Origin of the sequence: Acidovorax sp. LjRoot129 (genome assembly GCF_964253765.1) — a bacterium.
In the GTDB taxonomy this organism is placed as follows: domain Bacteria; phylum Pseudomonadota; class Gammaproteobacteria; order Burkholderiales; family Burkholderiaceae_C; genus Acidovorax.
This window is the reverse complement of the sequence record NZ_CAXUSE020000001.1, coordinates 1,646,745-1,673,417: the sequence shown is the minus strand read 5'-3', so window position 1 is coordinate 1,673,417 and position 26,673 is coordinate 1,646,745. Positions and strand designations below refer to the sequence as shown.

25 protein-coding genes are annotated in these 26,673 nt (G+C 64.8%); 17 read left to right on the top strand and 8 right to left on the bottom strand.

What is annotated here, in order from left to right; translation table 11 throughout:
- Positions 1-146 precede the first annotated feature (146 nt).
- Positions 147-1,118 carry a helix-turn-helix domain-containing protein gene (locus tag ACSQ3Q_RS07665; protein WP_436133805.1) on the bottom strand — a complete coding sequence of 324 codons (972 nt, stop codon included), beginning with the start codon at positions 1,116-1,118 and terminating at the stop codon, positions 147-149.
- 221 nt (positions 1,119-1,339) lie between these two features.
- Here ACSQ3Q_RS07665 and ACSQ3Q_RS07660 point away from each other — a divergent pair, with 221 nt between their 5' ends.
- The 6 genes from ACSQ3Q_RS07660 to ACSQ3Q_RS07635 all read left to right on the top strand — a co-directional run bounded on the left by ACSQ3Q_RS07660 (position 1,340) and on the right by ACSQ3Q_RS07635 (position 7,473).
- The gene (locus ACSQ3Q_RS07660; protein ID WP_436133804.1) at positions 1,340-2,557 is read left to right on the top strand and encodes an amino acid ABC transporter substrate-binding protein; all 1,218 of its coding nucleotides are present in this window, start codon (positions 1,340-1,342) and stop codon (positions 2,555-2,557) included.
- Between the two features lie 4 nt (positions 2,558-2,561).
- Positions 2,562-3,440, top strand: a complete 879-nt coding sequence (locus ACSQ3Q_RS07655; RefSeq protein ID WP_436133803.1) for a branched-chain amino acid ABC transporter permease — start codon at positions 2,562-2,564, stop codon at positions 3,438-3,440.
- On the top strand, positions 3,437-4,378 hold the full coding sequence (locus ACSQ3Q_RS07650) for a branched-chain amino acid ABC transporter permease (RefSeq protein ID WP_436133802.1): 942 nt from the start codon (positions 3,437-3,439) through the stop codon (positions 4,376-4,378). The genes ACSQ3Q_RS07655 and ACSQ3Q_RS07650 overlap by 4 nt, the downstream gene beginning before the upstream one ends.
- Positions 4,371-5,135 carry an ABC transporter ATP-binding protein gene (locus ACSQ3Q_RS07645; protein ID WP_436133801.1) on the top strand — a complete coding sequence of 255 codons (765 nt, stop codon included), beginning with the start codon at positions 4,371-4,373 and terminating at the stop codon, positions 5,133-5,135. Before ACSQ3Q_RS07650 ends, ACSQ3Q_RS07645 begins: the two co-directional genes overlap by 8 nt.
- Positions 5,132-5,842 (top strand): ABC transporter ATP-binding protein, encoded by a 711-nt coding sequence (locus ACSQ3Q_RS07640; protein WP_436133800.1) that lies wholly within the window; start codon positions 5,132-5,134, stop codon positions 5,840-5,842. Before ACSQ3Q_RS07645 ends, ACSQ3Q_RS07640 begins: the two co-directional genes overlap by 4 nt.
- Before the next feature lie 179 nt (positions 5,843-6,021).
- A complete protein-coding gene (locus ACSQ3Q_RS07635) occupies positions 6,022-7,473 on the top strand; it encodes an aldehyde dehydrogenase (RefSeq protein ID WP_436133799.1) in 1,452 nt (483 codons plus the stop codon).
- Between the two features lie 976 nt (positions 7,474-8,449).
- Here the strand turns inward: ACSQ3Q_RS07635 and tsaD are convergent.
- Together tsaD and ACSQ3Q_RS07625 are read right to left on the bottom strand one after the other, a co-directional pair.
- Positions 8,450-9,499 carry a tRNA (adenosine(37)-N6)-threonylcarbamoyltransferase complex transferase subunit TsaD gene (gene tsaD / locus ACSQ3Q_RS07630; protein WP_436133798.1) on the bottom strand — a complete coding sequence of 350 codons (1,050 nt, stop codon included), beginning with the start codon at positions 9,497-9,499 and terminating at the stop codon, positions 8,450-8,452.
- A gap of 167 nt (positions 9,500-9,666) precedes the next feature.
- Positions 9,667-10,839 carry a branched-chain amino acid ABC transporter substrate-binding protein gene (locus ACSQ3Q_RS07625; protein ID WP_436133797.1) on the bottom strand — a complete coding sequence of 391 codons (1,173 nt, stop codon included), beginning with the start codon at positions 10,837-10,839 and terminating at the stop codon, positions 9,667-9,669.
- A 220-nt stretch (positions 10,840-11,059) separates the two neighbouring features.
- Between ACSQ3Q_RS07625 and ACSQ3Q_RS07620 the strand changes: the two genes are divergently transcribed.
- The 4 genes from ACSQ3Q_RS07620 (at position 11,060) to ACSQ3Q_RS07605 (ending at position 15,480) form a co-directional block, all read left to right on the top strand.
- Complete coding sequence (locus ACSQ3Q_RS07620; protein ID WP_436133796.1) at positions 11,060-11,686, top strand: ANTAR domain-containing response regulator; 627 nt, start codon at positions 11,060-11,062, stop codon at positions 11,684-11,686.
- Between the two features lie 597 nt (positions 11,687-12,283).
- Positions 12,284-13,528: a CmpA/NrtA family ABC transporter substrate-binding protein gene (locus ACSQ3Q_RS07615; protein WP_436133795.1), complete on the top strand. Its 1,245-nt coding sequence runs from the start codon at positions 12,284-12,286 to the stop codon at positions 13,526-13,528.
- A gap of 54 nt (positions 13,529-13,582) precedes the next feature.
- Positions 13,583-14,560, top strand: coding sequence for a nitrate ABC transporter permease (ntrB, locus tag ACSQ3Q_RS07610; protein ID WP_436133794.1), 978 nt, complete (start codon positions 13,583-13,585; stop codon positions 14,558-14,560).
- 107 nt (positions 14,561-14,667) lie between these two features.
- Positions 14,668-15,480, top strand: a complete 813-nt coding sequence (locus ACSQ3Q_RS07605) for an ABC transporter ATP-binding protein (protein WP_436133793.1) — start codon at positions 14,668-14,670, stop codon at positions 15,478-15,480.
- 285 nt (positions 15,481-15,765) lie between these two features.
- Here the strand turns inward: ACSQ3Q_RS07605 and ACSQ3Q_RS07600 are convergent, their stop codons facing one another.
- Positions 15,766-16,203 (bottom strand): CBS domain-containing protein, encoded by a 438-nt coding sequence (locus ACSQ3Q_RS07600; RefSeq protein WP_436133792.1) that lies wholly within the window; start codon positions 16,201-16,203, stop codon positions 15,766-15,768.
- 217 nt (positions 16,204-16,420) lie between these two features.
- Here ACSQ3Q_RS07600 and ACSQ3Q_RS07595 point away from each other — a divergent pair, with 217 nt between their 5' ends.
- The 5 genes from ACSQ3Q_RS07595 to ACSQ3Q_RS07575 all read left to right on the top strand — a co-directional run bounded on the left by ACSQ3Q_RS07595 (position 16,421) and on the right by ACSQ3Q_RS07575 (position 19,949).
- Positions 16,421-16,693, top strand: coding sequence for a hypothetical protein (locus tag ACSQ3Q_RS07595; protein WP_436133791.1), 273 nt, complete (start codon positions 16,421-16,423; stop codon positions 16,691-16,693).
- 30 nt (positions 16,694-16,723) lie between these two features.
- The gene (locus ACSQ3Q_RS07590) at positions 16,724-17,014 is read left to right on the top strand and encodes a DUF4148 domain-containing protein (protein ID WP_436133790.1); all 291 of its coding nucleotides are present in this window, start codon (positions 16,724-16,726) and stop codon (positions 17,012-17,014) included.
- Between the two features lie 77 nt (positions 17,015-17,091).
- The gene (locus tag ACSQ3Q_RS07585) at positions 17,092-17,385 is read left to right on the top strand and encodes a DUF4148 domain-containing protein (RefSeq protein ID WP_436133789.1); all 294 of its coding nucleotides are present in this window, start codon (positions 17,092-17,094) and stop codon (positions 17,383-17,385) included.
- A gap of 238 nt (positions 17,386-17,623) precedes the next feature.
- Positions 17,624-18,511: a hypothetical protein gene (locus ACSQ3Q_RS07580; RefSeq protein ID WP_436133788.1), complete on the top strand. Its 888-nt coding sequence runs from the start codon at positions 17,624-17,626 to the stop codon at positions 18,509-18,511.
- 448 nt (positions 18,512-18,959) lie between these two features.
- Positions 18,960-19,949, top strand: a complete 990-nt coding sequence (locus ACSQ3Q_RS07575) for a hypothetical protein (RefSeq protein ID WP_436133787.1) — start codon at positions 18,960-18,962, stop codon at positions 19,947-19,949.
- Between the two features lie 61 nt (positions 19,950-20,010).
- Here ACSQ3Q_RS07575 and ACSQ3Q_RS07570 read toward each other — a convergent pair whose 3' ends face one another.
- The 4 genes from ACSQ3Q_RS07570 to ACSQ3Q_RS07555 form a co-directional block, all read right to left on the bottom strand.
- A complete protein-coding gene (locus ACSQ3Q_RS07570; RefSeq protein ID WP_436133786.1) occupies positions 20,011-21,030 on the bottom strand; it encodes a TRAP transporter substrate-binding protein in 1,020 nt (339 codons plus the stop codon).
- A 70-nt stretch (positions 21,031-21,100) separates the two neighbouring features.
- Entirely contained in the window at positions 21,101-22,396 is a 1,296-nt protein-coding gene (locus ACSQ3Q_RS07565; protein WP_436133785.1) for a TRAP transporter large permease, read from the bottom strand.
- A 5-nt stretch (positions 22,397-22,401) separates the two neighbouring features.
- A complete protein-coding gene (locus tag ACSQ3Q_RS07560) occupies positions 22,402-22,920 on the bottom strand; it encodes a TRAP transporter small permease subunit (protein ID WP_436136959.1) in 519 nt (172 codons plus the stop codon).
- 2 nt (positions 22,921-22,922) lie between these two features.
- Positions 22,923-23,408: a gluconokinase gene (locus ACSQ3Q_RS07555; RefSeq protein WP_436136958.1), complete on the bottom strand. Its 486-nt coding sequence runs from the start codon at positions 23,406-23,408 to the stop codon at positions 22,923-22,925.
- A 241-nt stretch (positions 23,409-23,649) separates the two neighbouring features.
- Between ACSQ3Q_RS07555 and ACSQ3Q_RS07550 the strand changes: the two genes are divergently transcribed.
- Together ACSQ3Q_RS07550 and ACSQ3Q_RS07545 are read left to right on the top strand one after the other, a co-directional pair.
- Positions 23,650-24,636 (top strand): LacI family DNA-binding transcriptional regulator, encoded by a 987-nt coding sequence (locus ACSQ3Q_RS07550; RefSeq protein ID WP_436136957.1) that lies wholly within the window; start codon positions 23,650-23,652, stop codon positions 24,634-24,636.
- A 601-nt stretch (positions 24,637-25,237) separates the two neighbouring features.
- Positions 25,238-26,452 carry an MFS transporter gene (locus ACSQ3Q_RS07545; RefSeq protein ID WP_436133784.1) on the top strand — a complete coding sequence of 405 codons (1,215 nt, stop codon included), beginning with the start codon at positions 25,238-25,240 and terminating at the stop codon, positions 26,450-26,452.
- Positions 26,453-26,673: the final 221 nt, after the last annotated feature.

The following is a 26,673-nucleotide window of genomic DNA, read 5'->3' as shown; positions in this document are numbered from 1 at the left end:
CGAACGCTATTTTATTGATAGCAAAAAGTGCCCGTACCGCTTGCGGTAGGGCACTTTTTCTTTGTGAATTGGCGTGCGCACAACCCGTGCGGCGATTTGACAGGTTCAGAGTGGTTCGCCGTTGAACGGTCGATGACCCCTTGGTCTCAGTGCGCCAGTGCCGGAACCCGGGCCCTTGTGCGGTATTCGCTGGGGCTGCAGCCCACATGGGCGCGAAACACGCGGCTGAAATGTGCGCTGTTGGAAAAGCCCCAGGACAGCGCGATGTCCGTGACCGAGCGCTGCGCTTGCGCGCCATTGCGCAGGTCGCGCAGACAGGCCTCCAGCCGGCGCTGCTGGATCATCGTCGCCAGCGTTTCCTCATCGTCGGCCACGGCGTTGTACAAGTGCCGTTTGCTGCAGTTGAGCGCCTGCGCAATGCGGTCGATGGTGAGGTCCGGGTCTGCAAGGTGGCGGTCGATGTACTGGCCGATCCGGTCGCGCAGGGCCTCGCGCTGCGACACGGCGCTGTGCTGGCCGTTGCGCTCCAGCAGCGACAGCTGCACCAGGTGCGTGATCACATCGGCGACCCCGTCGGCGGCAGCGTCGGACATGCTGGGCAACTCGTTGAAAGCGGCCCGCATGGTGTCCCACGCGAGGCGCGACACGCCCGACGTGCCGGAGAAGCGCTGCACCATGAGGTCGTCGAGCTTAAGCCTGCGCTCGGGCATCTGCTCCTTGGGGATCATCAGCACCATCTGGCGCACGGCCTCGGGGTTGCTCACGGCGTAGGCGCGGGTGGTGTCGTACACGCTCCACTCGCCGGGCGACAGCCACACCTGGCGGCCGTTCTGCTCAAAGCAGGCGCGCCCTTCGAGCTGCGCCACCACCTTGATGTAGGCCCGGTCGCTGCTGCGGATGAGGCTGGGGGTGCGCACCACGCGGTGGCGGCTCACGTCGAGCTGGCACAGGTTGACGTAGCCCGCCTGGCCCGACGTGATATGGCCCGCGAAGGCCTCGTCGCCAAACGCATCGGACTCCAGCCCGCCAATGAGGCGCCACACCGCATCGCCCCACAGGTGCAGGCGGTCGCGCGGTGGCACGGTGTCGGTCGATACCTCGGTCAGAGGGTGGGCCATGGTTGTCTCCAGTCGTCATGCAGACGGTGCCGCGTGTCTCAGCGGGATTATCGGCCGCGCCGCTATTCCTGCGGCGGGCACGGAAATCCGGGTAAACCCCCTGCGCCGTGCACGCAGGGACAAGGCTTTTGTGCACGCTCAGCGCAGCGTGCCGGGCGGCGTCTTCCTACGATCCGGGTACGGCCTGCGCTGCGCGGGCCTCCCATCCGAGGAGACACACAATGACAACGCATTCACCATCCCAACCCTCCAAGCGCCAATGGATCAAGGGGGCCGCCGCCACCGTGGGCGCGCTGGCCGTGGCGCCGCAGCTGCTGGCCCAAAGCACTGGCAGCGGCCCCGTGCGCATCGGCTACGCGATTGCCCGCACAGGCCCCTGGGCCGCGGGCGCACAGGTCAGCCAGGAGCCCAACTACCTGCTGTGGGCCGAGCAGGTCAACGCGGCGGGCGGCCTGAGCATCAAGGGCGCCAAGCGCCCCATCGAGCTCATCGGCTACGACGACCGCAGCGAGACCGAAACCTGCGTGCGCACGTTCGAGAAGCTCATGGGCAGCGACAAGGTAGACCTGATCCTGCCGCCCTGGGGCTCGGGCGCCAACTTCGCCATCGCGCCGCTGGCCAACCGCTTCGGCTACCCGCTGCTGGCTCCCACCGCCCTGTCGCGCAAGCTGATCGACATGAACCTGCCCTACTTCTTCTCGCTGCTGCAGCAGCCCGACAAGATGATGGGCGCGCTGGTGGACATGCTGGTGGCCAACGGCGTGAAGTCGGTGGCCATCGTCTACATGGACGACCTGTTCGGCCTGGAGAACTTCGCGGCGCTGAACAGCGCGCTCAAGAAGACCAGCATCCAGGTGGTGGAGAGGAAGAGCTACCCGCTGGGCGTCAAGGACCTGGCGCCCGTGCTGCGCGGCATCAAGGACCTGAATCCCGACGCCTTCATCGGCATCACCTACCCGCCCGACACCATCCTGGCCAGCCGCCAGGCGCGCGAGGTGGGGCTGAACCCCAAGTTCTTCTATGCCTCGGTGGGCACGGCCTTCCAGCTGTACAAGAACGTGATGCAGGCCAACACCGAGGGCGTGATCGGCATGGGCTCGTGGAGCGTGAAGACCAGCCCCGAGGCCAAGGCCTACTTCGACGCCCATGTGAAGAAATTCAATAAGGAGCCCGACCGCTGGGCCAGCGGCCACGCCTGGGCAGGCCTGCAGATCCTGCAGCAGGCCGTGGAGAAGGTGGGCCTCGACCGCAAGGCGCTGCGCGAGCACATCGCCAAGAACGAGTTCAAGACCATCCTGGGCGGCATCCGCTTTGCGGGCAGCGAGAACGCCTCCATCCCCGGCACCGTGAGCCAGTGGCAGGGCAGCGACTTCGAGGTGGTATGGCCCAAGGACCGCGCCACGGCGCAGCTCAACACGGCTAAACCCGTTTGGAAATAACAAAGTGTCCCTGACTTCCTGGGCCGAACTGGTCGCCAGTGGCCTGATTACCGGCGGCATCTATGCGCTGGTGGCCATGGGCCTGAACCTGCAATACGGGCTGATGCGCATCATGAACATCTCGCATGGCGAGTTCCTGATGCTCGGCGCCTTTCTGACCTGGTGGGCGCACACCGCCTGGGGCTGGTCGCCGCTGGCGCTGATGCCGCTGGCCTTCATCGCGCTGTTCGTGCTGGGCGTGGCGGTGCATGCGCTGTGCTTCAAGCGCCTGGCGGCACGCGCGCCGAACGTGGATGTGTTCGAGGCGCGCAGCCTGATGGTGGGCTTCGGCCTGATGTTCCTGGTGCAGAACACCGCCCTGCTGATCTGGGGCGGCGACCTGCGCGGCTACGAGTACCTGGCCGACCCGGTGCAGATCGCGGGCATGCGCTTCACCGAGAACAAGCTGGTGCTGTTCGGCGTGGCGCTGGCGCTGTCGGCCGCGCTGATCGCGCTGCTCAAGCTCACCTTGCTGGGCAAGGCTGTGCGGGCGCTCATGCAGTCGCCCACCGGGGCGCAGCTGGTGGGCATCAACACCCGGCGCCTGCACCCGATGATGTTCGGCATTGGCCTGGGCCTGTCGGGCGTGGCAGGGGCCTTGCTGTCGATGACCTACGAGATCTCCCCGTCGATGGGCGAGCCGTACACCGTGACGGCGCTGATCGTGATCACGCTGGGCGGCTTCGGCAGCCTGGCCGGCAGCCTGGCCGGTGGCCTGCTGCTGGGTGTGGTCGAGGCCCTGGGTATGCACTTCAGCAGCCCGTCTCTCAAGATGCTGCTGAGCTATGCGGTGTTCATCGGCGTGCTCATCTGGCGCCCCAACGGACTGTTCTCCAAAAAATGACTTCTCTACGTTCCAACAAGCCATGGCTGGCGCTGGCTGCGGGGGTGGCGGTTGTTGCCACCTTGCCGTGGCTGGTGTCCGAGTTCATGGCCTCGGTGCTGCTCAGCTGCCTGATGTACATCGCGCTGGCCACCAGCTGGTCGCTGTTCTGCGGCGCCACGCGCTACCTGTCGCTGGCCACATCGGCCTTCTTTGGCATCGGTGCGTACACCAGCGCCACGCTCCTGGCCGTGCTGCCCTGGCCGCTGGTGATTTTGAGCGGCGCACTCATTGCCACCGTCGTTGCGGTGGTGATGGGTGCGGCCGTGCTGCACCTGCGCGGCACCTACTTTGCCGTGCTCACCTTCGGCATGACAGAGCTGATCCGCCATGCGGTGACCTTTGTCGAGAAGCAGGTCTCGGGCACCGTGGGCCGTGTGCTCACGGTGGTGCCCAGCAATGAGACGGTGTACCTCACGGTGCTGCTGATCGCGGCGGCGGCCATTGCCACGTCGATTGCGGTAAAGCGCAGCCGCTTTGGCCTGGCGCTGTCGGGCATCGGCGCCGACGAGCAGCGCGCACAGACGCTGGGGGTGGACACGCGCCTGGCCAAGATCGCCGGCTTCGGCATCACTGCGGCCTTTGCGGGCGCCGTGGGCGCGGCCATGGCCGTGCGCTGGACCTACATCGAGCCGGCGGCCGTGTTCAGCCCCTTCATCGGCTTCCAGACGGTGCTGATCGCGCTGATCGGCGGCGCGGCCAGCATCGGCGGGCCGGTGCTGGCGGCCATCGTCTTCAGCCTGTTGGCCGAGACGCTGCGCCTGCAGCTGCCCTACGGCTACATGATGGTGCTGGGCCTGCTGCTCATCCTGTGCGTGATGTACCTGCCCAACGGGCTGGCCACGCTGTGGCAGCGCAAGCGGGCGGCCACGCCTGCAGCGGAGGCCGGCCATGTCTGAAGCCTTGCTGACCATCGACAGCGTGACCGTGCGCTTTGGCGGCCTGACCGCCGTGGACGGCGTGAGCGCCACGCTGCATGCGGGCGAGCTCATCGGCATCATCGGCCCCAACGGCGCGGGCAAGACCACGTTCTTCAACGCCATCTCGGGCGTGCAGCCCCCCACTTCGGGCACGCTGCACTGCGGTGCCGACAACCTCACCGGCAAGGGGCCGCACCACTATGCAGCCCACGGCATCGCGCGCACCTTCCAGACGCCGCGCGTGTTCCCGGACATGACGGTGCGCGACAACGTGCGCTTTGGCATGCAGTTCGCGGGTCGCCACCGCCAGGGCCCCGTGGGCTTGCGCAATGAGGACGAGATCCTGGCCATGCTGGGCCTCTCCATCCTGGCCGACCGGCCCGCCGCCGACGTGACGCCTTCGCAGCAGCGCCTGCTGGAGATCGGCATGGCCTTGGGCACGCGCCCGCGCCTCTTGCTGCTCGACGAGGTGGCCGCCGGCCTGACCGAGGCCGAGGTGGACGCCATGGCCCAGCGCATCCGCCGCCTGCGCGACGACTGGGGGCTGACCGTGGTGTGGATCGAGCATGCGGTGACCACCCTGCTCAAGTACGTGGAGCGCGTCCTGGTGCTGCACCAGGGCCGCAAGATCGCCGACGGCACACCGGCCGAGGTGGTGCGCGACCCGCAGGTGATCGAAGCCTATCTGGGAGATGAAATGGCCACACAGGCAACACCCGAAGGAGCCACGGCATGAGCGGCGCACACCTCACGGTACAGGGCCTGACCACGGGCTACAACGGCTTTCAGGTGCTGCAGGACCTGTCGCTGGAGGCCCAGCCCGGCATCACGGTGATCGTCGGCCCCAACGGCGCGGGCAAGACCACGCTGCTCAAGGCGCTGGCCGGCCTGCTGCCGCGCCAGGGCACGGTGCAGCTCGATGGTCAGCCGGTGCCCGCGATGAATGCCACGGCCTGCGTGCAGCGCGGCCTGGCCCTGGTGGCCGAGGGGCGCCAGCTGTTTCCACAGATGACGGTGACCGAGAACCTGGAGCTCGGCGGCTGGCTGGTGCCTTCGCGCATGCGCGCCGTGCGTCTGGCCCAGGCCTTCGAGGACTTTCCGCGCCTCAAGGAGCGCGCCCAGCAGCTGGCCGGCACCATGAGCGGTGGCGAGCAGCAGATGGTGGCCGTGGCCCGCGCCATGATGAGCGGACCACGCCTGCTGATGCTGGACGAGCCCTCGCTGGGGCTGGCACCGCGCATGGTGGACGAGCTGCTCGCCATCGTGCAGCGCATCGCGGCGCAAGGCGTCACGGTGCTCATGGTCGAGCAGAACGTGCGCAAGGCCTTGCAGGTGGCCCAGCGCGGCTACGTGCTGGAGCGCGGGCGCATCGTGGCGTCTGGCGATGCGGTCACGCTGCTGCAGTCGGACGTGGTGCGCCAGGCGTACCTGGGGGTGGCTTGACCCTCTCTTCGTATGCAAACCCCGAGTTCAAGGCCTGCGTCCTGCCCCGTCCCGACCGCGCTGGTCGAAGCCTTGGCGCTGCCACCCAGCGCCTTTCGAGAAGCCCGGTGCGCAGGAGCCGACAGCGCCGCGGATTCACAAAATTTTGTTTGTTCTTTCATGCCATTCAGGAGCTATTCATGACTGCCATTTCCATGCTGATTAACGGCGAGCGCGTGCAAGCCCACAGCGGCGCCACATTTGAACGCCGCAACCCGCTCGACGGCTCCATTGCCACCACTGCGCCTGCCGCCACCGTGGCCGACGCGGTGGCCGCGGCCGACGCCGCCGCCAAGGCCTTTCCGGCCTGGTCGGCCCTGGGGCCCAACGCTCGCCGTGCCATGCTGCTCAAGGCCGCGCATGCGCTTGAAGCCAAGGGCGATGCCTTTGCCGCCGCAATGGCCGCAGAGACCGGCGCCTCGGGCCTGTGGGCCGGCTTCAACGTGCACCTGGCGGCAGGCCTGCTGCAGGAGGCCGCTGCGCTGACCACGCAGATCGCGGGCGAGGTGATCCCGTCCGACGTGCCCGGCAGCCTGGCCATGGGCGTGCGCCAGGCCGCGGGTGTGGTGCTGGGCATCGCGCCGTGGAACGCGCCCATCATCCTCGGCGTGCGCGCCATCGCCACCCCGCTGGCCTGCGGCAACACGGTGATCCTGAAGGGATCGGAGCTGTGCCCCGCCACGCACGGCCTGATCATCGAAGCGCTGCAAGAGGCTGGCCTGCCGCCGGGCGTGGTGAACTTCGTCACCAACGCGCCTGCTGACGCGGGCGCCGTGGTCGAGGCCATCGTCGCCCACCCTGCGGTGCGCCGCGTCAACTTCACCGGCTCCACCAAGGTGGGCCGCATCGTGGCGCAGACCTGTGCCAAGTACCTCAAACCGGTGGTGCTGGAGCTAGGCGGCAAGGCCCCGCTGCTGGTGCTGGACGACGCCGATATCGACGCCGCGGTGGCGGGCACCGTGTTCGGCGCCTTCGCCAATTCGGGGCAGATCTGCATGTCCACCGAACGCATCATTGTGGACAACCGCATTGCCGATGAGTACGTCACCAAGCTGGGCGAACGCGCCAAAGCCCTGCCATTGGGCGACCCACGCAAAGGCCCGGTGGTGCTCGGATCGGTGGTGGACATGGCGACGGTGGAGCGCTGCAACGCGCTCATCGACGACGCACTGGCCAAGGGCGCCACACTGGTGTGCGGCGGCAAGAGCGAAAACACGCTGATGCCCGCCACGGTGCTCGACCACGTGACGGCCGACATGCTGATCTACCGCGAGGAGTCGTTTGCACCAGTCAAGCCGGTGGTGCGGGTCAACGGCATGGAAGAAGCGATTGCCTGTGCCAACGACAACGAGTTCGGCCTCTCGGCTGCCGTGTTCAGCCGCGATGTGGCAAAGGCCTGGAATGTCGCCGCGCGCATCGAGTCTGGGATCTGCCACATCAATGGGCCGACCGTGCATGACGAGGGGCAGATGCCGTTTGGGGGGGTGAAGAGTTCGGGGTACGGGCGGTTTGGGGGAATGGCGGGGGTGCGGGAGTTTACGGAGCTGCGGTGGATTACGGTGCAGACGACTGAGCGGCACTATCCGTTCTGATTTTTTCTAGTTCTTTTTGGGCTCTGGCGCTTATCCATAAAGCGCGGAAGCTCCTGTTTTGATAGTGGTTTTATCCCATCAACCGTTCTGGCTGATCTTGTCGAATCCAGGGCTCGTGTGCTGATCTGGCCGCGTGCTTTTGTTCAGGGCGGAGGCCGGGATGTGCGCCCGGCGGCGCAGTAATTTTCTCTTGGATCGCCAAGAGAAAGTCACCAAAGAGAAGGCGACCCTGCTGTCTGCGACCCCTTCGCTGCGCTACGGGGCAACCTGGGGTGCTCGGTCACGGGGTGCACCGCAGAACTCGCTGCGCGCCTGCGGCGCTCCGCTCGGACAACTGCGGTGAGTCAGTTCACGAAGCACGCGCGCTCCGACGCGCGTGCCACCCCGCGCCCTGCGCGCCCCAGGCGCATCCAGAAGGGAGCCCACCGGGATCGGACACCCATTCGGGCCGTCGCTACGCTCGGCCCCACCTGCGCAGCGCGAAGCGCTTGCGCCCCTCTGGGCCGAGCGCAGCAATGGCCCGTGGGGCTGTTTGGATGTTCGGCTGTCCAACCCCCTGCTGGCTGCGCCTGCGGCGGGGCGGTTGCGGGGTGAGCATGCGCGTCGAAGCGCGCATGCCTCGTGGTCTAACTCGCCGCAGTTGTCTGAACGGAGCTGCAACGCAGCGCAGTGAGTTCTGCGGCGCACCCCGCAACCGCCCCGCCGCAGGTTTGCCCCTTCGCACCGCGAAGGGGTCGCAGACTGGGGGTCGCCCTTTCTTTGGTGACTTTCTTTCGGCGACGCGAAAGAAAGTTACTCGCACGCCGGGCGACTCCCGGCCTCCGCCCTTTGCAAAGGCACGCGGCCAGATCAGCACACAAGCCCAGGCTTCGACAGGCTCAGCCCGAACGGTCTAAAGATATGCAATTACTACAAAAACAATAGCATCTCGCGCTTTACAGAAAAGCGCTGGAGGCCATTTTTAATCACAATCCAGTCACCCAGCAACCGTAATCGCATCCAACGGCCACCGCGGCTTCACATCAAACGCATAGTCGCTGCTGGCCTCCTGCTGCCCCGCCTGCAACCGCATCGCCGCCGCCATGGCAATCATCGCGCCGTTGTCCGTGCACAAGTGCAGCTCCGGGTAATGCACCCGCACCTTGGCCGCCGCACACGCCGCATTCAGCTGGGCCCGCAAATGCCGATTGGCCCCCACGCCCCCAGCCACCACCACACGCTTCAAACCCGTCTGCTTGAGCGCCGTCAACGTCTTCTTCACCAGCACATCCACGATGGCAGCCTCGGTACTTGCAGCCAAGTCCGCCTTGCGCGCCTCCAGCTCGTCGCCCAGTTTTTTGGCCTGCGTGAGCACCGCCGTCTTGAGCCCGGCAAAAGAGAAATCCAGGTCCCCGCTGTGCAGCAGCGGCCGGGGCAGCTTGAACGCAGTGGCACTGCCCTGCTCCGCCAGCCGCGACAGCGCCGGGCCGCCGGGGTAGCCCAGGCCCATGAGCTTGGCGGACTTGTCGAACGCTTCGCCGGCGGCGTCGTCGATGGTCTCGCCCAGAATCTCGTAGCGGCCTACGCCGTCCACGCGCATCAGCTGGGTGTGGCCGCCGGACACGAGCAAGGCGACAAAGGGGAACTCGGGCGGGTCGGCACTCAGGAAGGGCGAGAGCAGGTGTCCTTCAAGGTGGTGCACGCCGAGCACCGGCTTGCCCAACGCAGCCCCCAGCGCGCAGGCCACGCCAGCCCCTACCAGCAGCGCGCCCGCCAGCCCGGGGCCGCGCGTGTAGGCCACCACGTCCACGTCCGCCAGCGTCTGGCCCGATTCGTTAAGGACCTGCGTGGCCAGGGGCAACACGCGGCGAATGTGGTCGCGGCTTGCAAGCTCAGGCACCACGCCGCCATAGGCTTGGTGCATCTCGATCTGGCTGTGCAGCGCGTGCGACAACAAAGTGGGCACGGCATCGCCGCTGGTGGAGCGCACCAGGGCCACGCCGGTTTCGTCGCACGACGATTCGATTCCAAGGATCAGCAGACTCATGCCCCGAGTGTAAAACCCGGCCCCTCGCGGACCCTGAAGCAAAAACCCCTGCGGGCGGGTCACCAGCAGGGGTTATGCCGCGCGGAGCGGAGCGCAACGGATGGAGCAGGTTCATCACCCACGAACGACCGAATGGCCGCGCCCGCTCGCCCGTCTCTGTCTTGTTACTACCAGCGGTCGGACCGCATCCGCAGCTCCCAGCTGCCGCTGCGCAGCTCGTACACGCCCACCGCGCCGTAGCGCTGCTCACCCTTATCGTCCCAGGTCATCGTGCCGATCACTGGCGCATAGCCGTTGATGCTGTGCATGGCCTTGGTGATCTCTTTGGGGTCGGCCGACTTGGCCTTCTGGATCGCGGCCGTCAGCACATACGTGCTGTCGTAGCTGTAGTGCCCGCCGTAGGCCGGGGGCTTCTTGTAGGCCTCGATGTATTTTTCAAGGAACGGCTTGCCGGTCGAGAACTCCTTGGCTTCGAGCACCGGCGAGGTGGCGTACACGCCCTCGATGATGCCCGCGCCCTTGGTCATGTCGGTGGTCTTGATGGTGTCGCCGCCCAGCAGGCTCACCTTGGTGTGGCCGATCTTGCGCAGGGCTTCGAGCAGCGCCAGCGCCTGGAAGTCGTTGAGGGTGGAGACGATCACCTCGACCTTGGCGGCTTTGAGTTCGGCAGCCAGTTCGTCAAACGCGGTGGTCTTGTCGTCAAACGACTTGCGCACCGCCACTTCTTTCTTCTCGGCCTTGAGCTGCGCAGCCGCGCCGTCGGCCAGGCCCTTGCCGTAGGGTGTGCCGTCGTCCAGTGCGGCATAACGCGCAACGCCCAATTGGGTAGCGGCAAACGAGCCGATGGCGCGTGCCTGCAGGGTGTCGTTGGCCACCATGCGGAACGTGGTGGGGAAGCCCATCTGCGTGAACTTGGGGTTGGTCGAGATGGCGATCTGCGGGATGTCCTTGGCGGCGTAGATGGGCGCGGTCTCGATGCTCACGCCCGAGTTCAGGTGCCCGATCACGGCGACCACGCCAGCGTCCACCAGTTGCTGGGCCACGGTCTTGCCGGTGGCGGCGTCGGCCTTGTCGTCCACAGCCACGACTTCGAGCGTCACCCGCTTGCCGTCCACGCTGTAGCCGCCCTTGTTGAGCTCGGCCACGGCCAGGTTCACGCCGTTGAGCAAGTCCTGCCCCAAGGCACCCAGCGGGCCGCTCAGGGGTTGGGCAACGCCGATCTTGATCGTGTCGGGTACCTTGCTGCAGCCGGACAACAGCATCAGCGCCCCCGTGACAGCCACGGTGGTGGTGACGGCCAGCGCACCGGAAAATCGGCGCCGGTCAATGTGCTTGTTCATGCGGAATCCTCATCAATATGTCAATGTGACCAGATGTATATGCGAGCCAGACGGCAAGGCGCTATCGGGTATGCCCTGCCAATCACCCAATAATTAGCAAGTTTCAGGCCCTGCAACGCTGGCTTGTAGTGCGCGCCCGCCCTCATCCTATGGGGACGCCCTTCCGTGCACTGCTTCGGCGCACCAATTTATGGCGTAAAAATTGCTTATGCTCCGGGGTATGAACGAGTCTCTGCGCATCGTGGTGGTGGCCCCTGACCTGGCCGTTGCCGACCCTACCGACGAGCATGCCGTGCTGCAGGCGGATCGGTCGCGGGCGCTGCGCATCGGCCTGCTAGAGAACAATTTCAACCTGGTAGCCACGCTGCCGGCCGATGTCTTCTTGAGCGAGCGCATCGCGCAGCTGCAACCCGACCTCATCATCGTGGACGCCGAAAGCGAAGCCCGCGATGCGCTGGAGCATGTGGTGGTTGCCACGCGCCACGAGCGCCGGCCCATCGTCATGTTCACCAATGACGAGGACACCTCGCACGTCAAGGATGCCGTGGCCGCGGGTGTCTCGGCCTACATCGTGGCCGGCCTCGCGCCGCAGCGCATCCGCCCCATACTGGATGTGGCGATGGCGCGCTTTCAGCACGAACAGGCCCTGCGCGCTGAGCTGGCCGACGCCAAGACCGAGCTCAAGGACCGCAAGACCATCGACCGCGCCAAGGGCTTGCTCATGCAGCGCCAGGGCCTCACCGAACAAGCCGCCTACGAAAAGCTGCGCAAGACTGCGATGGACAAGGGCCTCAAGCTCGTGGACGTGGCCCAGCGCATGCTCGACGTGATGGATTTGCTCGGCTGAACTAGGGACTTCTGCCTGAGGCGCCACGCGCGCCTCGGTGCAGCCACCAGAGGCGACAGCCCTTCGGGCCGCCCTACCTGCCACCTGCCCACGACAGACTTGGAGGCGCGGCGCCCGGCCCTTCTCTCAAGCCGCTGCCCCCTCTGGAAGGGCAACGATGCACCCACTACAGGCGCTCTCGCCATGGCTTGTGCGCTTGGGCAGCGCCCCATCTAGCAATGCTCCCCAGATGGTGCACCGCACAAAGGCAGTGCAGCCTCCTCAGCGCGCACCACCTCCGCACATTTCACGCCAAACAGGCCGCTAGCGCTTTATTCATAAGCACGTGTAGCTATTAATTTTGTAGCAATGCATGCTCCGCATTGGCGCGATGCCGGTGCGCAAACGGCTGGCACGCAGCTTGCGTTAACCCTTGCAAGACCAATGACGGTCTTGCCCCAGACAGCAGCGGCCCAATGGCGGGTCGGTGCTGATGCGAAGCCCCAATGCTTCGTAATGGACAAAGGCGTCCCCACCCGCCCCGACGTATGCATGCGTGCATCTCGCGGGGTGTGGTGTGGACGCCTTTTCGTTTTTAACGCTTCGAGGAAACGCCCCATGACCGATCTGCTCAAAACCAGCCTCAACCGCCGCACCGTGCTGCAGGCCGCTACCGTGGGCGCCGTCGGCGTCAGCCCGGCCCTGCGCGCCCTGGTGCACGCCCAGGGGTCGGACGCCCCTGAGAAGAAAGAAGTGAAGATCGGTTTCATCCCGCTGACCGACTGCGCCAGCGTGGTGATGGCGTCGGTGCTGGGCATCGACAAGAAATACGGCGTGACCATCATCCCCACCAAGGAAGCCTCGTGGGCCGGCGTGCGCGACAAGCTCGTGACCGGGGAGCTGGACTTTGCCCATGTTCTCTACGGCCTTGTCTACGGCGTGCACCTGGGCCTCGCCGGCCCCAAGAAGGACATGGCCGTGCTGATGAACCTGAACCAGAACGGCCAGGCCATCACGCTGTCGAAAAAGCTCGCCGACAAGGGCGCGGTCAACGGCGCGGGCCTGGCCAAGCTGATGGCCAGCGAAAAGCGCGAGTACACCTTTGCGCAAACCTTCCCCACCGGCACACACGCCATGTGGCTGTACTACTGGCTGGCCGCACACGGCATCAACCCCATGCAGGATGCCAAGGTCATCACCGTGCCGCCGCCGCAAATGGTGGCGAACATGCGCGTGGGCAACATGGACGGATTCTGCGTGGGCGAGCCGTGGAACCACCGCGCCATCATGGATGGCATCGGCATCACCGCCGCCACCACACAGGACATCTGGAAGGACCACCCCGAAAAGGTGCTGGGCACCACGTCCGAGTTCGTGCAGAAGTACCCCAACACGGCCCGCGCCGTGACGGCCGCCATCCTTGAAGCGAGCAAGTGGATCGACGAAGGCCTGGCCAACAAGACCAAGATGGCCGAAACCATTGCCGGCAAGGCCTACGTGAACACGGGTGTCGATGCGATCAACCAGCGCATCCTGGGCCGCTACCAGGACGGCATGGGCAAGACCTGGGACGACCCCAACCACATGAAGTTCTTCAACGAGGGCACGGTCAACTTCCCCTACCTCACGGACGGCATGTGGTTCCTCACGCAGCACAAGCGCTGGGGCCTGATCAAGGACCACCCTGACTACCTGGGCGTGGCCAAGGCGGTGAACCGCATCGATGTCTACAAGCAGGCCGCGGCGGCCTCCAAGACGCCCCTGCCCAAGGCCGAAATGCGCACCAGCAAGTTGCTCGATGGCGTGGTGTGGGACGGCAAGGACCCGGCCAAGTACGCCGACAGTTTCAAGATCAAGGCCTGAGCGCCGTCCTGACGTCCTCGATCCGCCAGCCCGCCCCTTTTCAAGGAGACCACCATGGTCAGCGCCGTTTTTCACACCCCGATGGATGCAGCCCCCGCGGCTACACACAATGCTATGAATAATGTAGCTACAAGCGCAAATACATCAAGCGCTAGGGCCTCAAAAGCCTCCCAAACGACCAGCGGCGGGCGCCCTGCGGCGTCGACTGCTGCCGCTGCGCCCGCAGCCGCCGGACGCGACTGGGCTGCCATCTCGCGCAGCTTCTGGCTGGCGGTACTGCCACCCGCGTGTGGCCTGGGCCTGCTGGTGGCGCTGTGGGCCGTGGTGTCCGTGAGCACGGGCAACAGCATTCCTACGCCCTTGGAGACCTGGAAGCAGGCACTCGATGTATTCAGCAACCCGTTCTATCGCAACGGCCCCAACGACCAGGGCGTGGGATGGAACGTGCTGATGAGCCTGCAGCGCGTGGCGGTGGGCTTTGGCATGGCGGCACTGGTGGGCATCCCGGCCGGCTTTGTGATCGGGCGCTTCAACTTCCTGTCGCGCATGTTCAATCCGCTCATCAGCCTGCTGCGCCCCGTGTCGCCGCTGGCCTGGCTGCCGATTGGCCTCTTGGTGTTCAAGGGCGCCAACCCGGCCGCCATCTGGACCATCTTCATCTGCTCCATCTGGCCCATGATCATCAACACCGCCGTCGGCGTGCAGCGTGTGCCGCAGGACTACATGAACGTGGCCCGCGTGCTGAATCTGTCGGAGTGGAAGATCGCCACCAAGATCCTGTTCCCCGCCGTGCTGCCGTACATGCTGACCGGCGTGCGCCTGGCCGTAGGCACCGCGTGGCTGGTGATCGTGGCGGCCGAGATGCTGACCGGCGGCGTGGGCATCGGCTTCTGGGTGTGGGACGAGTGGAACAACCTCAACGTCAAGAACATCATCATCGCCATCTTCGTGATCGGCATCGTCGGGCTGGTGCTGGAGTTTGCGCTCATCAAGCTGGCCACCGCATTTACGTTTGAAGAGGTCAAGGCTTGATCCACCCCTGAGCCGCGCCTGCGGCGCGTCACCCCCTCCAGGGGGCACCACCAGTGGCCCGGCAAAGCCGGTTCCACGTGGTCCTCGTAAAAAACCAGGAGTTCCTCATGAACACATCTCTCACTACCAAATTCATCCAGGTCCAGGGCGTCGAGCAGACCTTCAAGACCGCCAAGGGCATGTTCCCCGCGCTGCGCGACATCAACCTGACCATCGCCAAGGGCGAGTTCGTGGCGCTGATCGGCCACTCGGGCTGCGGCAAGTCCACCTTGCTGAACCTGATCGCTGGCCTGACCACGCCCACCAATGGTGCGCTGATCTGCGCCAACAAGGAGATCAGCGGGCCCGGGCCCGAGCGGGCTGTGGTCTTCCAGAACCACTCGCTGTTGCCGTGGCTCACCTGCTTTGACAACATCTACCTGGCGGTGGAACGTGTGTTTGGGGGCAAGGAGAACAAGGCGCAACTCAAAGCCCGCACCGACGCCGCCCTGGCATTGGTCGGCCTGACGCCCGCGGGCCAAAAGCGCCCAGGTGAAATCTCGGGCGGCATGAAGCAGCGCGTGGGCATCGCCCGCGCCCTGTCGATGGAACCGCAAGTGCTGCTGATGGACGAGCCCTTTGGCGCTCTCGACGCCCTCACCCGCGCCAAGCTGCAGGACGAGCTGCTGGAGATCGTCGCCCGCACGCAAAGCACCGTCGTCATGGTGACGCACGACGTGGACGAGGCCGTGCTGCTGTGCGACAAGATCGTGATGATGACCAACGGCCCCGCAGCCACGATTGGCGAGGTGTTGTCCGTCGATCTGCCCCGCCCCCGCCGCCGCGTGGAGCTGGCCGAAGACCCGCGCTACGTGCACTACCGCAAGGCCGTGATCGATTTTCTGTACACGCGCCAGGGGCACGTGGAGAAGGCGGCCTGAAATCGTCGTAGCGGCGGTAGCGCGGGGAGCACGCGCCAGCGCATCATGGCTTGCGCGCGTGGATGCACAGCAGACAAGAAATGGGGGCTGACTTGCGAAGTCAGCCCCCATTTTTATTTGGGTCTCTGCTCGAGCGTAACGGCACGGGTGCACTGCGGCATTGGACCGAAACGTGAGTGAAATGCAGCGGTAGCCTTTATAGATATCGCGCGCATTCACAACACAACACCACTTCGCGACGCTGCTGCGCCCCGTCGCGGGGACCCCTGGGACTCCCCTACAGCGTCACCGCGCGCCGCTGATGTACTGCTCCAGCTGCTCAATGATGAATTTCTGCTCCGAGATGATGTCCTTGACCAAGTCGCCAATCGAGATCATGCCGACCAGGGCGCCATCCTCGACCACCGGCAAGTGGCGCAGCCGGTTGGTGCTCATGAGCTGCATGCACTGCTCGCTGGTCTGGTCCGGCCGCACGAACAACACGGCGGTGGTCATCACGTCGCGCACCTGGGTGATCGACGACGTGCGGCCCATGAGCGCAATCTTTCGCGCGTAGTCCCGCTCGGTGAAGATGCCCACGATGGTGGGGCCTTCCGTGACGACCAAGGCGCCGATGCCCTTGTCGGACATGAGCTTCAGGGCCTCGAACACCGAGGAGCCCGGCGCGATGGTCTGCACGGTGGCGTCAGGCTTGCTCTGAAGAATTTTGGAGACGACGGTCATGAGAACCTCCCTCTGAGACATGGAATAGATGCCACTGATTTCAGCCCATAACCCCGGCCAGCGCAACCCGCGCAAGCCCGATTTGCCGCGCTTTGTGGCCCATTCGCACCCGTAGTTGTTTCGTGTCTGTTGCATTCGGTCCGGAGCGAAACAAACTGAAAAGAACCGAAACCGCGACGAGACGACGCCAAACGCACCGATGGGCACGATAGAGCCCATGTTCAACGCACTTCCCAAGAGTTCAACGCCAGGTGACCTGGGCCGCAAGGCAGCGGTGGAGCTAACCCAAAACGCTTCACGCAATTCAGGAAAGAGCAGTCTGATTGTTTCCAATACTGGAATAGTTAGTTTGCGACCAGGCAGTTTTTCTCTGGACGTCACCGGCGTACAGTTCATCCCATCGATGAGCCGAACCCGCAAGGCGACTCACCGAACCCGGGATCTGGCAGTTGGCATCTTTCGCTGTTCCGCCTTTTCCCGGCTTTCTTGAGACGCTTTATTTATTCAAAGGACCTTCATCATGAACAACACTGCACGCTTCCTCTCCATCGCCGCTGTTGCCGCTTTTGCTTCTTTCGGTGCCCAAGCCGACGAAGCCGATGCTTCGCAATTTGCCACCCAATTCGAAACCAGCCGTACCCGCGCTGAAGTGGTTGCCGAAGCCTCCAACGCTGTCCAGATGCGCAGCCAGGAGCCCGCCGGCTCCCGCGTGGTGACCTACAAGTCCACAGCCGACCGCGCTGCAGTGCGCGCCGAGGCTGCCGCCCAAGCCATGCGCACCGGCCGCGTGGGCCCTGCTGAAGGCGGTTGATTCTTTTTGAGTCCCAGCTTTCTCAGCCTGCACCCTTGCACCACATCCCAATTTTTGAATTTCACAGGAGTTTCACCATGAACAACACCGCACGTTTCCTCTCCATCGCCGCCGTTGCTGCTTTTGCTTCTTTTGGCGCCCAGGCTGACGAAGCCGACGCTTCGCAGTTCGCCACCAAGTTCGAAACCAACCGCACCCGCGCCGAAGTGCAAGCCGAAGGCGCCACCGTGGCACAGACCCGCAGCACCGAGCCAGCAGGTTCGCGCGTCGTGACCTACAAGTCCACCGCCGACCGCGCCGCCGTGCGTGCCCAGGCGGCTGAAGCCCTGCGCACCGGCCAGATCCCTTCGGGCGAAATCGGCTCGATGTAATCAGCGTCGTCTGAGAAATGGCGGCTGTCTCGCAGTCGCCACTCCGATCCAAGCCGGAGCCCTGAAGAGGGCTCCGGCTTTTCTCTTTTTGGTCGCTCGTCAACGCCTTGCGGACCACCACCGGGAAACAGAACCTTACATCTGCACCTCTGCCTACCGCCCATAGAATTTCTGCACGCCAGTCCATTCGCGGACAAAGCAATAGCGCGGTCTGCTCTTCAATTCAACTCGACGTTTCATGATCAACGCTGCCGCGCTGTCTACAGCCACCGCACTTATTAACCAACTCCGCAATACCCGCCAATTTGACGGGTACAAAGCCTGGGGCGTGAACAACGTGGAATTGGCCGACCAGTTGGGCGTGCGGGTGAGCGGGGGGAGCACCACTTGGCCGTCGCAGGGCCAAACCAGCTTGTGCGGCCCGGCAGCCTTCATGTTCTGCCTGATCCAGGACCGGCCCGACCTTTACGTCAACCACATCATCGACCTGTGGGCCGGCCGGCCTGCCACCTTGGGCAAACGGAGCGTCCAGCCCAGCGCGCAGGTGAAGACCACTGCGGAAACCTTGGCCCCGAATTCGCAGACAACGATACCGGGCGCTGCCGACATCAATGCGGTGGATTGGATCAGCATGGCGAGTTTGCGCAACGACAGTCCCGACCTGAACCCATTTGCAGACTACGACCACCCGAGTGCGACGGTGTCGGCGATCACGCGCCCCAAATATATGCAGGGTTGGTTCAACGCGGCAGGCGCTACCACATTGCTCGACAACACCAACGAAATCATCCCGTGCGCGGACTGGAACGAATTGCTGGACCTCGCTCCCTACCAAGCGAGCGGTTGGGTAGTGATGCTGGTGTCCGCTGCCATGTTCCAAGGGGCCGGGGGAAGCACCTACAAGAATCACTGGGTGGTATTGAACGGGCCCATCATGGTCAACGGCCGCCCCATCAACGGCTATACCAAGACCAACAAACCCGATCTGGAAACTGCGTCCATCCAGGCGCGCGTGTTCACCTGGGGCAACGAAGCCCAAGGACTCGCCACGACCAAAGCATTGCCCCACTTGTCGCACTTCCTCAAGTGCTTCCACGGAGGCATCGCCTTTTCATCCATCCCGTGAACCTGCCGCTGATGGGCTGCGCGGGGGCTCTTTGAGCTGTCTGCACCAGGTCGCCTGCCAGCCTTGGACGGTGTTCACGCCTAAGCCAGATCGATCCATGCCCTATACCTGCTGCACTTCCGAGCATCCACTGCCGCACACAGCGCGACGCCCCCGCGCAAGTGCCGTCGCTTTAGCCGTATTGACCACCGCTTGCCTGCAGGCCGCAGTCCCCGGGTCCGCCCACGCGGTTCAGCCTGCCGCCGTTTCAGGCAACACCACCGAAGTCAGCACCCGATCCGTGCGATTGGAGCCAGTCGGCAGCTTGGGCGGTGACGGAGGAAGTGAACAACTAGTTTTCTCGCCCACGGGGGATCGAGTTGCACACCGGGATGTCAATGGGCTGGAGTTGTGGAGCACCCAGCCGCTCAAGCGCTTGATACGCATCCCGAGGGCCCCCCTGCTGGGCTTGAGTCAACTGCTATTCAGTCCCAACGGCCAACTCCACTACATCAATGGCGGCAGGCACGGCTGGATCACTGCCGATTTGGGGCAGGGCATTGGCAGCAAGGCAGACCTCCTGAGTCCCAACGGCCGGTATGCCGTGCGCAACGGACCGCGGCCAGGCGAGGATGACTTCACGCCCAACTACTACGGCGCAGTCAGTGACGTCTACGATCTGCAGGAAAAACGCAGCGTGTGCCAGTTTCCACGCGTGGGCTGGTTATCAAACGCCGCTTTCACCGACAGCTGGTTCGCCAATCAGCTGGCACCCACGGGCCCACAGCCGCCCAAGCCGCTGGCCGTGTGCGAGATGGCCACAGGTCGGGCCTTCATCATGCCGTTTGGCGATGCCCGACGGCTGACCCCTACGCTCGACCCCCAAGGACGCTGGCTAATGGTGCATTCCAGCGGGACGCGTCTTTTAGGCATGTCTGAATGGTCTGACCGCAAGCTTTTCGCGCTTCCGTTCGCGCGGGAAGCGTTTGCCAAGAACCCTGACAACGAACCCTACCCATGTGCCGAGCTGCCATGCGGTCATCCGGAGCCTGTCGCGACAGCCGAGTTGCCCCCAGACCAGCCCGTTGTGTCGCCCGACGGCTCCTGGCTCGTGTATCTCAACCACAACTCCATCAAGATCTTCAAGAGTCCGGAAATGAAGCAGGTAGCCACGCTGGCACATGCCCCCTACACAAGACCGCCCACCAATCGGAGAACCGGCCAGCAGCAGGTTGCGTTCTCCACCAACGGCCGCTGGCTGGGCCTGCAAGTCAACAGCCATCTGTACCGCATCGACCTGCAAAGCAGCCCGCTGCGGCTGCAGGAACTCACCCCGCCGGTGAGCGACTTCAACCTGCAGGCCATCTCCAGCGATGGCCTGCATTGGCTGGTGCAGCACGAGACCGAGCCCCAACGCACCTTGCAAGGCGCTTTGTGGCGGGCCGATCTTTCACAATGACTTGAAGCCACACGCGGGGCCGAGCACAGATGGCCCCAACCCCCCGGCCGCGCCCCTGTGGCTACTTCCCACCTCGCGCGGCAGCCACTGCGCCCTGCACTTCCTTCCACAGGCTTTCACCCACATTGGCAGCGATGCTGGTGTTCACCGCACCCAGCTTTTCGCGCATGCGGTTGGCTTCGGCGGGGGACAGTTCGTTGACTTGCATGCCCTTGCCCTTGAGCTCGGCCAGGGCCTTGTTGGCCTCATCGCGGGTGTCCTGGCGTTCGAAGTCGCGGCTCTTCTTGGCAGCGTCGAGCAGCACCTTCTGCTCAGCTTTCGACAAGCCGTCCCAGTACTTCTTGCTGACCAGCACGATCCAGGGGCTGTAGACGTGGTTGGTCACAGTTAGGTACTTCTGTACCTCATAGAACTTGCTCGACAGGATGGTGTTGTAAGGGTTCTCCTGGCCGTCCACCGTGTTGGTCTCCAGTGCCGAGAACAGCTCGGAGAACGGCAGCGGCACGGCGTTGGCACCCAGGGTCTTGAAGCTGTCGAGGAAGACGTTGTTCTGCATCACGCGCAGCTTGATGCCGTTCATGTCTTCGAGCTTGGTAACGGGGCGCTTGCTGTTGGTCAGGTTGCGAAAACCATTCTCCCAATACACCAGGCCCACGAGGCCTTTTTCTTGCAGCTTGTCCATCACCTTCTGGCCGACGGGCCCGTCGAGCACGACGTCAGCCTCCTTGGCGTTGTTGAACAGGAAGGGCGTATCCCAGATCGCCATTTCCTTGGTGATGCCGACCAGCGTGGCGGTGGAGCCGACCATCATCTCCTGCGCACCGCCGATCAGCGCCTGCTGCATCTGCACGTCCGAGCCCAGCGCGGCGGCGCCGATGGCGCGCACCTTCATCTTGCCGCCCGAGGCCTTCTCGACTTCTTCGGCAAAGAGCTTGGACGCGCGGCCCTGGTTGGACACTTCATTGAGGCCATAGCCAAAACGGATGATGCGCGGCTTGAAGTCCTGGGCAGCGACCTGGAACGAAGCAGCAAGGGCGGCCACCGACAGGGCGGCCAGCAGGGTACGGCGGAAAGTTTTCATGGTTGTCTCCATTGATTGGCAAGGGGAAAGAGAGAAAGCAAACGCACAGGAAAAAGAGGGAAGGTCGGGATCAGCGCATCCAGGCCACAGGCGCGGTCACGATCTGTGGAAACACCACCAGCAGCGCCATGATCACGACGTAGGTCAGCAAGAACGGATTGACCCCGCGGATCACGGTCGGCATGGAGATGCGCCCCACGCCGGCCACCACGTTGAGCACCGTGCCCACGGGCGGCGTGACGAGGCCGATGGAGCCGTTGAGCACGAACATCAGGCCGAAGTAAACCGGGTCGATCCCCGCCTTGACGGCGATCGGCAGCATCACCGGCGCAAAGATCAGGATGGTGGGCGTGAGGTCCAGCGCCGTGCCGATCAGCACCAGCACGATCATCATCACGGTCATCAACATGCGCGGGTTCTCGACCAGCGGGCCCAGCCATCCGGTCAACACGCTGGGCAGGTCGGCCAGGGTGATCATGTAGCTGGCCACCTGGGCGCCGGCGCACAGGAACATCACGATCGATGTCGTCTTGGCGGCGCGCACCAGCACACCATAGATCTCCACAACGCGGATCTCGCGGTGCACGAAGAGGGCCACCACCAGCGCATAGAACGCGGCCACCACGGCGGCTTCGGTGGGCGTGAAGATGCCCGACTTCATGCCGCCGATGATGATGACGGGCATCAGCAGCGCCCAGAACGCCTTGCCCGTGGCGCGCAGGCGCTCGCGCATCGGCAGCGGCTCGGGGCCCGGCGGCAGCACCATGCCGCGCAGCACCCAGCGCCAGGCAACGAGCAGGCCCGCGCCCATCAGCAGGCCGGGCACCACGCCCGAGATGAACAGCGCCGAGATCGAGGTGTTGGTGGTCACGCCGTAGATCACGAATGCCATCGACGGCGGGATGATGGGGCCGATCACGCTGCCCGCGGCGATGAGGCCGGCGGAGGAATCGACCGGGTAGCCGTTCTTGCGCATCATGGGCAACAAGATGGACGACATGGCTGCCGCGTCGGCCAGGGCCGATCCCGACATGGCCGACAACAGCACGGCCGCACCCACGGCCACATAGCCCAGGCCACCGCGGATGTGGCCCACCCAGGCCTGCGCCATGTCGATGATGCGGCGGCTGATGCCGCCCGAGTTCATGAGCTCCCCCGCCAGGATGAAGAACGGCACGGCCAGCAGCGGAAAGCTGTCGACCCCGGCCACGAGGTTCTGGGCAAGCAGCTGCGCGTCCCAGAAATCCAGCACCCAGGCCATGCCGGCACCGGTCAGCACCAGGGCCAGGCCCATGTTCATGCCCGTGGCCATGAGCATGAGCATGCCCACGGAAAACACGAGGAAGGCTTGCGCTTCTGCACCCATCGCCATCACTCCAGCTCAGCGCCGTGACCGAGGTCCAGCGGTGTGCGTTGAATCAATTCCACCAGCGCCATCACACCAATGGCGACAGCGCACAAAAACGCCGGCAGCGGCAGCAGCGCAGACGAGTAGCCCAGCACCACGGAATGGCTGTCCACCCCCACCACCACCTGGGCCCAGGCACCCCAGGCCAGCATTGCGCAGGCCGCAATCACCAGCAGGCGGATGGCAGCGGTGAGTACGCCAAAGGCCACAGGACGCTTGGCAAGCAGGCCGGCCAGTGTGGTGAACGCCATGTGTTCGCCCTTGGGGTAGGCCGCGGCCGCGCCGATGAACACCATCCAGACGAACAACAGGCGCGAGAGCTCTTCGCTGGCGACCACGCCACTGCCAAAGCCGTAGCGCAGCACCACGTTGACGAAGACGGCCACAGCCATCACGCCCAGGCAGGCGGCCATCAGGGCCTCGGCAATCCGCGTCAGCTTGCCGGGGCGTGGTGGGGCGGACGGGTCCGGTGGGGTTGTCATGTTCATGCAGCCTCCGTCGTGGCAAGCCAGGCCGAAGCCTGCTGTTGCAGGGTGGTGAGTTCGGCCAGCGCATCCAGCCGCAGCACGCCGGCCTCGCCCACGGGCGACTCGAGCGTGGCGAACTGGCTGTCCACCAGCGCCGAGGAAAAAAAGTGCGTGCCCGCGCGGGCTGCCACACGCTGGCCGGCGCTCGTGCGGTCAATCTCCAGAAACACAAAACGCAGCGCCGGGCAGGCCTTGCGCAGGCGGTCGCGGTAGGCCCGCTTGAGGGCCGAGCAGGTCAGCACCACGCCCGCGGGATGGGCCTGCAGCAACTCGCCGAGCGTGACGAGCCAGCCCTCGCGGTCCGCGTCGGTGAGCGCAATACCTTTGCGCATTTTTTCGCGGCTGGTGGGGCTGTGGTGGTCGTCCCCTTCAATCAGCGGCAAGCCCTCGGCCTGCGCCAACGCCAGGCCCAGGCTCGACTTGCCGCAGCCCGCCACGCCCATCACGACCAGGTACACCGACGACGAAACAGTCATATTGGTAGCGCTATCCAAAGATCTCATAAAAAAGCACCCCTGCGGGATGCCTCAAATTACGGTGGGATTTCAGCGACTTCGGTTAAAAAGAAGGCCAGCCACGTTGCCCAAGCCATTGGACAGCGCTATCCTAACCAGATCCACCGCCCACTCAAATTCGGGTTAACCCTTGACCAAACCAGAATCCCGGCGCCGCTCCAGCGGCCGCATGACGCTCAGCGACGTCGCCCGCACTGCAGGTGTCAGCCCCATCACCGCATCGCGCGCGCTGCGTGGCGAACGCGGTGTGGCACAAGAATTGGTGCAGCGCGTGAAAGATGCCGCAGCGCAACTGGGCTATGTGCCCGACCCTGCCGCCCGCGCGCTGGCCTCGCAACGCAGCGTGCAGGTACCGGTGCTCGTGCCCTTGCTGTCCAACGCGCTGTTTGTCGACGTGCTGGATGCCGTGCACCGCACGCTGTTCCCGCACGGCTACCAGGCGCTGATCGGCGTCACGCACTACGACCCGCAGGAAGAAGAACAGCTGCTGCGCACCTACCTCGCACACCGCCCGGCGGGCCTGCTCGTCACCGGTTTTGACCGCACCGAGGCATCGCGCCAGATGATTGCCGCCAGCGGCGTGCCCTGCGTGCACCTGATGGAGATGACGTCTGCACCCGGCGTGTACTGCGTGGGCTTTTCGCAGCATGACGCAGGCCACAGCATGACGGCGCACCTCTTGGCCCAAGGCCGCCGCCATGTGGCCTTTGTCGCGGCGCAACTCGACCCGCGCACCATGCAGCGCGCCGAAGGCTACCGCCGCTGCCTGAAGGAGGCCGGCCTGTACGACCCGCGGCTGGAGCTACTGAGCTCCCAGCCCTCCTCCATTCGACTGGGCGCCGAACTGCTCGAAGAAGTGCTGCGCACCCGCCCGGGTGTGGACGCCATCTTCTTTTGCAACGACGACCTGGCCCAGGGCGGTGTGCTGGCCGCGCAACGCCTGGGCCTGTCGGTGCCCGGCCAGCTGGCCATCGCCGGGTTCAACGATCTGGCAGGCAGCGACCAGATGCTGCCGCCGCTGACCACCGTGCGCACCCCGCGCTCGGCGATTGGTGAAGCCAGCGCGCAGATGCTGCTGGCCCTGATGCGCGGCGAGGTGCCGGAGCAGAACTCGGTGAACCTGGGGTTTGAGTTGACGGTGCGGGCAAGCACCTGAGGTGTAAAGACCGCTGGCCAAGGCCGTGAGGCCAGATTTTTGGAAGTTTTCGCGCTCTGGCGCTTATTGGCATTGACTTTTCAGCTCTGGTTTCGATAGCAAATCGGAGATAGGGGAGCGCGCAAGCCGTCACCCGTCCTACTTGGTGGCCGCCAGCGTGCGGTGCGACAGGCTGCGCACTTGCAGCGCCCCCACGGCCAACCCGGCCCCGCCCGCGTGCCGAGGCAGGTCACCAAAACAGTGCACTGCACCAAAGCCATGCCGGGCCGTTTCGCTGCACTGCACCATTCGAGGTACTGCCAGTGCCTTTACTTCGAAATGGATAGCACCTTACGCTGATTGGACAAGCGCCAGGGCCCTGCCAGACCCTAAAACTGCAGTACCGCACGCAGCTGGCACAGCCATTGCATGAACCCAGCTGCGGCCAAAGTGGGCTGCGTACAGCCCAGTGCAACGGTGGATTGGGCGAACAGACGTCGGCGTCTTCACGGAATGCACAGGCTCAGCCGCCTGCGTGGTCCGTGCAGGCGCCTTTTTGTTTTTCTGGCCCGGTTGCAGGTGGCTCCCAAAAGCCGCCGCAGCCTCTTCGCACAAGACAGCCATGCTTCAATTCCGAGAGTTCCTCAAGTCGGGCCACGCCCCCACGCTGTGGTCGTCGTTTCTCTATTTCGGCTTCTCGTGCGCCATCTGGGTGATCAACGGCGCGATGGCGCCGTTCATCCGCGAGACCTTCAACCTCACGCCCACGCAGATGGGCATGATGCTGTCGATCCCCATCTTTGCCGGCGCGCTCATGCGCTTTCCGCTGGGCATCCTCGCGCAGTACATCGGGCGCAAGAACGCCACGCTGGTCGAAATGGCCGGCATCTTCTTCGCCATGGGCTATGGCTTTTTGTTTGTGCACACCTACAACGACCTGCTGGCCATGGGCGTGCTGCTGGGCGTGGCGGGTGCCAGCTTTGGCGTAGCGCTGTCGCTGGGCTCGGGCTCGTTCCCGCCCCGATACAAGGGCCTGGCCATGGGCATCGTGGGTGCCGGCAACGTGGGCACGGCGGTGGCGGCCCTGCTGGCGCCCGCGCTGGCGCAAAAGTTCGGCTGGCAGGCCGTGTACGGCTTTGCCGCCGTGAGCGTCGCCATCCCCGCGCTGGTGATGGCTATCTACGCCAAGGAGCCACCCGACCTGCCGGCCCACAGCACCTTCCGCGATCACGTCGCCTGCCTGTTCGAGAAAGACGGCTGGGCCTTCAGCCTGATCTACGCAGTGACGTTTGGCGGCTTCATCGGCCTCACGACGTTTCTGCCCAGCTACTTCAATGACCAGTTCAACGTGAGCAAGGTGCAGGCCGGCCAGCTGACGATGATGGCGGCCTTTCTGGGTGCAGCGCTGCGGGTGTTCGGCGGCTGGCTGTCGGACCACTGGGGCGGCGTCAACACGCTGACCGGCGTGCTTGCCATCACCGCGGTGAGCATGGTGCTGTGTGGCCTGGCCGAAAACTCGCTGCCCATCACGATGCTGCTGTTCCTGGTGTGTTTTGCCGCGCTGGGCGCAGGCAACGGCGCGCTGTTCCAGCTGGTGCCCCTGCGCTGGCCGCTGACCACGGCGGTGGCGGGCTCGATGATTGGCGAGATCGGCGCGCTGGGCGGCGGCCTGATCCCCAACGGCATGGGCGTCTCGCGCCAGTTCACCGGCACCTACCTGTGGGGCTTTGTCGGCATCGCGGTGTGCGCGCTGGCCATGCTGGTACTGCTGCGGGTGATGCAGATCCGCTGGACGCGCACGTGGGCAGAAAAGGGTGGTCGGGCACGCAGTGCCTGAGCTGGCGCAGCCAGCCAACGCGCAGCGTTGATCGCACTTTCGCTAAAAGGGTGGGCACGCGCGCAGCGCGTGAACGGCGCAGCCGTTAAGGCGCACAGCGCCTTTCCAACTTTCCAGCGCAGGCTCACTTTGCGAAGCAAAGTTAAACGAAGTGGGCCGGAGCTAAAAGGGAGGTCGTGCGCGCAGCGCGTGACATGCGCGAGCATGTAAGCGCGCAGCGC

Coding starts and splice junctions, on each gene's coding strand:
- ACSQ3Q_RS07580 (WP_436133788.1), top strand. CDS start 17,624: ATGATCAACGCTGCCGCGCTGTCTACAGCCACCGCACTTATTAACCAA.
- ACSQ3Q_RS07560 (WP_436136959.1), bottom strand. CDS start 22,920: ATGACAACCCCACCGGACCCGTCCGCCCCACCACGCCCCGGCAAGCTG.
- ACSQ3Q_RS07650 (WP_436133802.1), top strand. CDS start 3,437: ATGACTTCTCTACGTTCCAACAAGCCATGGCTGGCGCTGGCTGCGGGG.
- ACSQ3Q_RS07620 (WP_436133796.1), top strand. CDS start 11,060: ATGAACGAGTCTCTGCGCATCGTGGTGGTGGCCCCTGACCTGGCCGTT.
- ACSQ3Q_RS07600 (WP_436133792.1), bottom strand. CDS start 16,203: ATGACCGTCGTCTCCAAAATTCTTCAGAGCAAGCCTGACGCCACCGTG.
- ACSQ3Q_RS07660 (WP_436133804.1), top strand. CDS start 1,340: ATGACAACGCATTCACCATCCCAACCCTCCAAGCGCCAATGGATCAAG.
- ACSQ3Q_RS07550 (WP_436136957.1), top strand. CDS start 23,650: ATGACGCTCAGCGACGTCGCCCGCACTGCAGGTGTCAGCCCCATCACC.
- ACSQ3Q_RS07605 (WP_436133793.1), top strand. CDS start 14,668: ATGAACACATCTCTCACTACCAAATTCATCCAGGTCCAGGGCGTCGAG.
- ACSQ3Q_RS07590 (WP_436133790.1), top strand. CDS start 16,724: ATGAACAACACTGCACGCTTCCTCTCCATCGCCGCTGTTGCCGCTTTT.
- ACSQ3Q_RS07570 (WP_436133786.1), bottom strand. CDS start 21,030: ATGAAAACTTTCCGCCGTACCCTGCTGGCCGCCCTGTCGGTGGCCGCC.
- ACSQ3Q_RS07585 (WP_436133789.1), top strand. CDS start 17,092: ATGAACAACACCGCACGTTTCCTCTCCATCGCCGCCGTTGCTGCTTTT.
- ntrB (WP_436133794.1), top strand. CDS start 13,583: ATGGTCAGCGCCGTTTTTCACACCCCGATGGATGCAGCCCCCGCGGCT.
- tsaD (WP_436133798.1), bottom strand. CDS start 9,499: ATGAGTCTGCTGATCCTTGGAATCGAATCGTCGTGCGACGAAACCGGC.
- ACSQ3Q_RS07640 (WP_436133800.1), top strand. CDS start 5,132: ATGAGCGGCGCACACCTCACGGTACAGGGCCTGACCACGGGCTACAAC.
- ACSQ3Q_RS07595 (WP_436133791.1), top strand. CDS start 16,421: ATGTTCAACGCACTTCCCAAGAGTTCAACGCCAGGTGACCTGGGCCGC.
- ACSQ3Q_RS07665 (WP_436133805.1), bottom strand. CDS start 1,118: ATGGCCCACCCTCTGACCGAGGTATCGACCGACACCGTGCCACCGCGC.
- ACSQ3Q_RS07615 (WP_436133795.1), top strand. CDS start 12,284: ATGACCGATCTGCTCAAAACCAGCCTCAACCGCCGCACCGTGCTGCAG.
- ACSQ3Q_RS07625 (WP_436133797.1), bottom strand. CDS start 10,839: ATGAACAAGCACATTGACCGGCGCCGATTTTCCGGTGCGCTGGCCGTC.
- ACSQ3Q_RS07645 (WP_436133801.1), top strand. CDS start 4,371: ATGTCTGAAGCCTTGCTGACCATCGACAGCGTGACCGTGCGCTTTGGC.
- ACSQ3Q_RS07545 (WP_436133784.1), top strand. CDS start 25,238: ATGCTTCAATTCCGAGAGTTCCTCAAGTCGGGCCACGCCCCCACGCTG.
- ACSQ3Q_RS07565 (WP_436133785.1), bottom strand. CDS start 22,396: ATGGGTGCAGAAGCGCAAGCCTTCCTCGTGTTTTCCGTGGGCATGCTC.
- ACSQ3Q_RS07635 (WP_436133799.1), top strand. CDS start 6,022: ATGACTGCCATTTCCATGCTGATTAACGGCGAGCGCGTGCAAGCCCAC.
- ACSQ3Q_RS07555 (WP_436136958.1), bottom strand. CDS start 23,408: ATGGGCGTGGCGGGCTGCGGCAAGTCGAGCCTGGGCCTGGCGTTGGCG.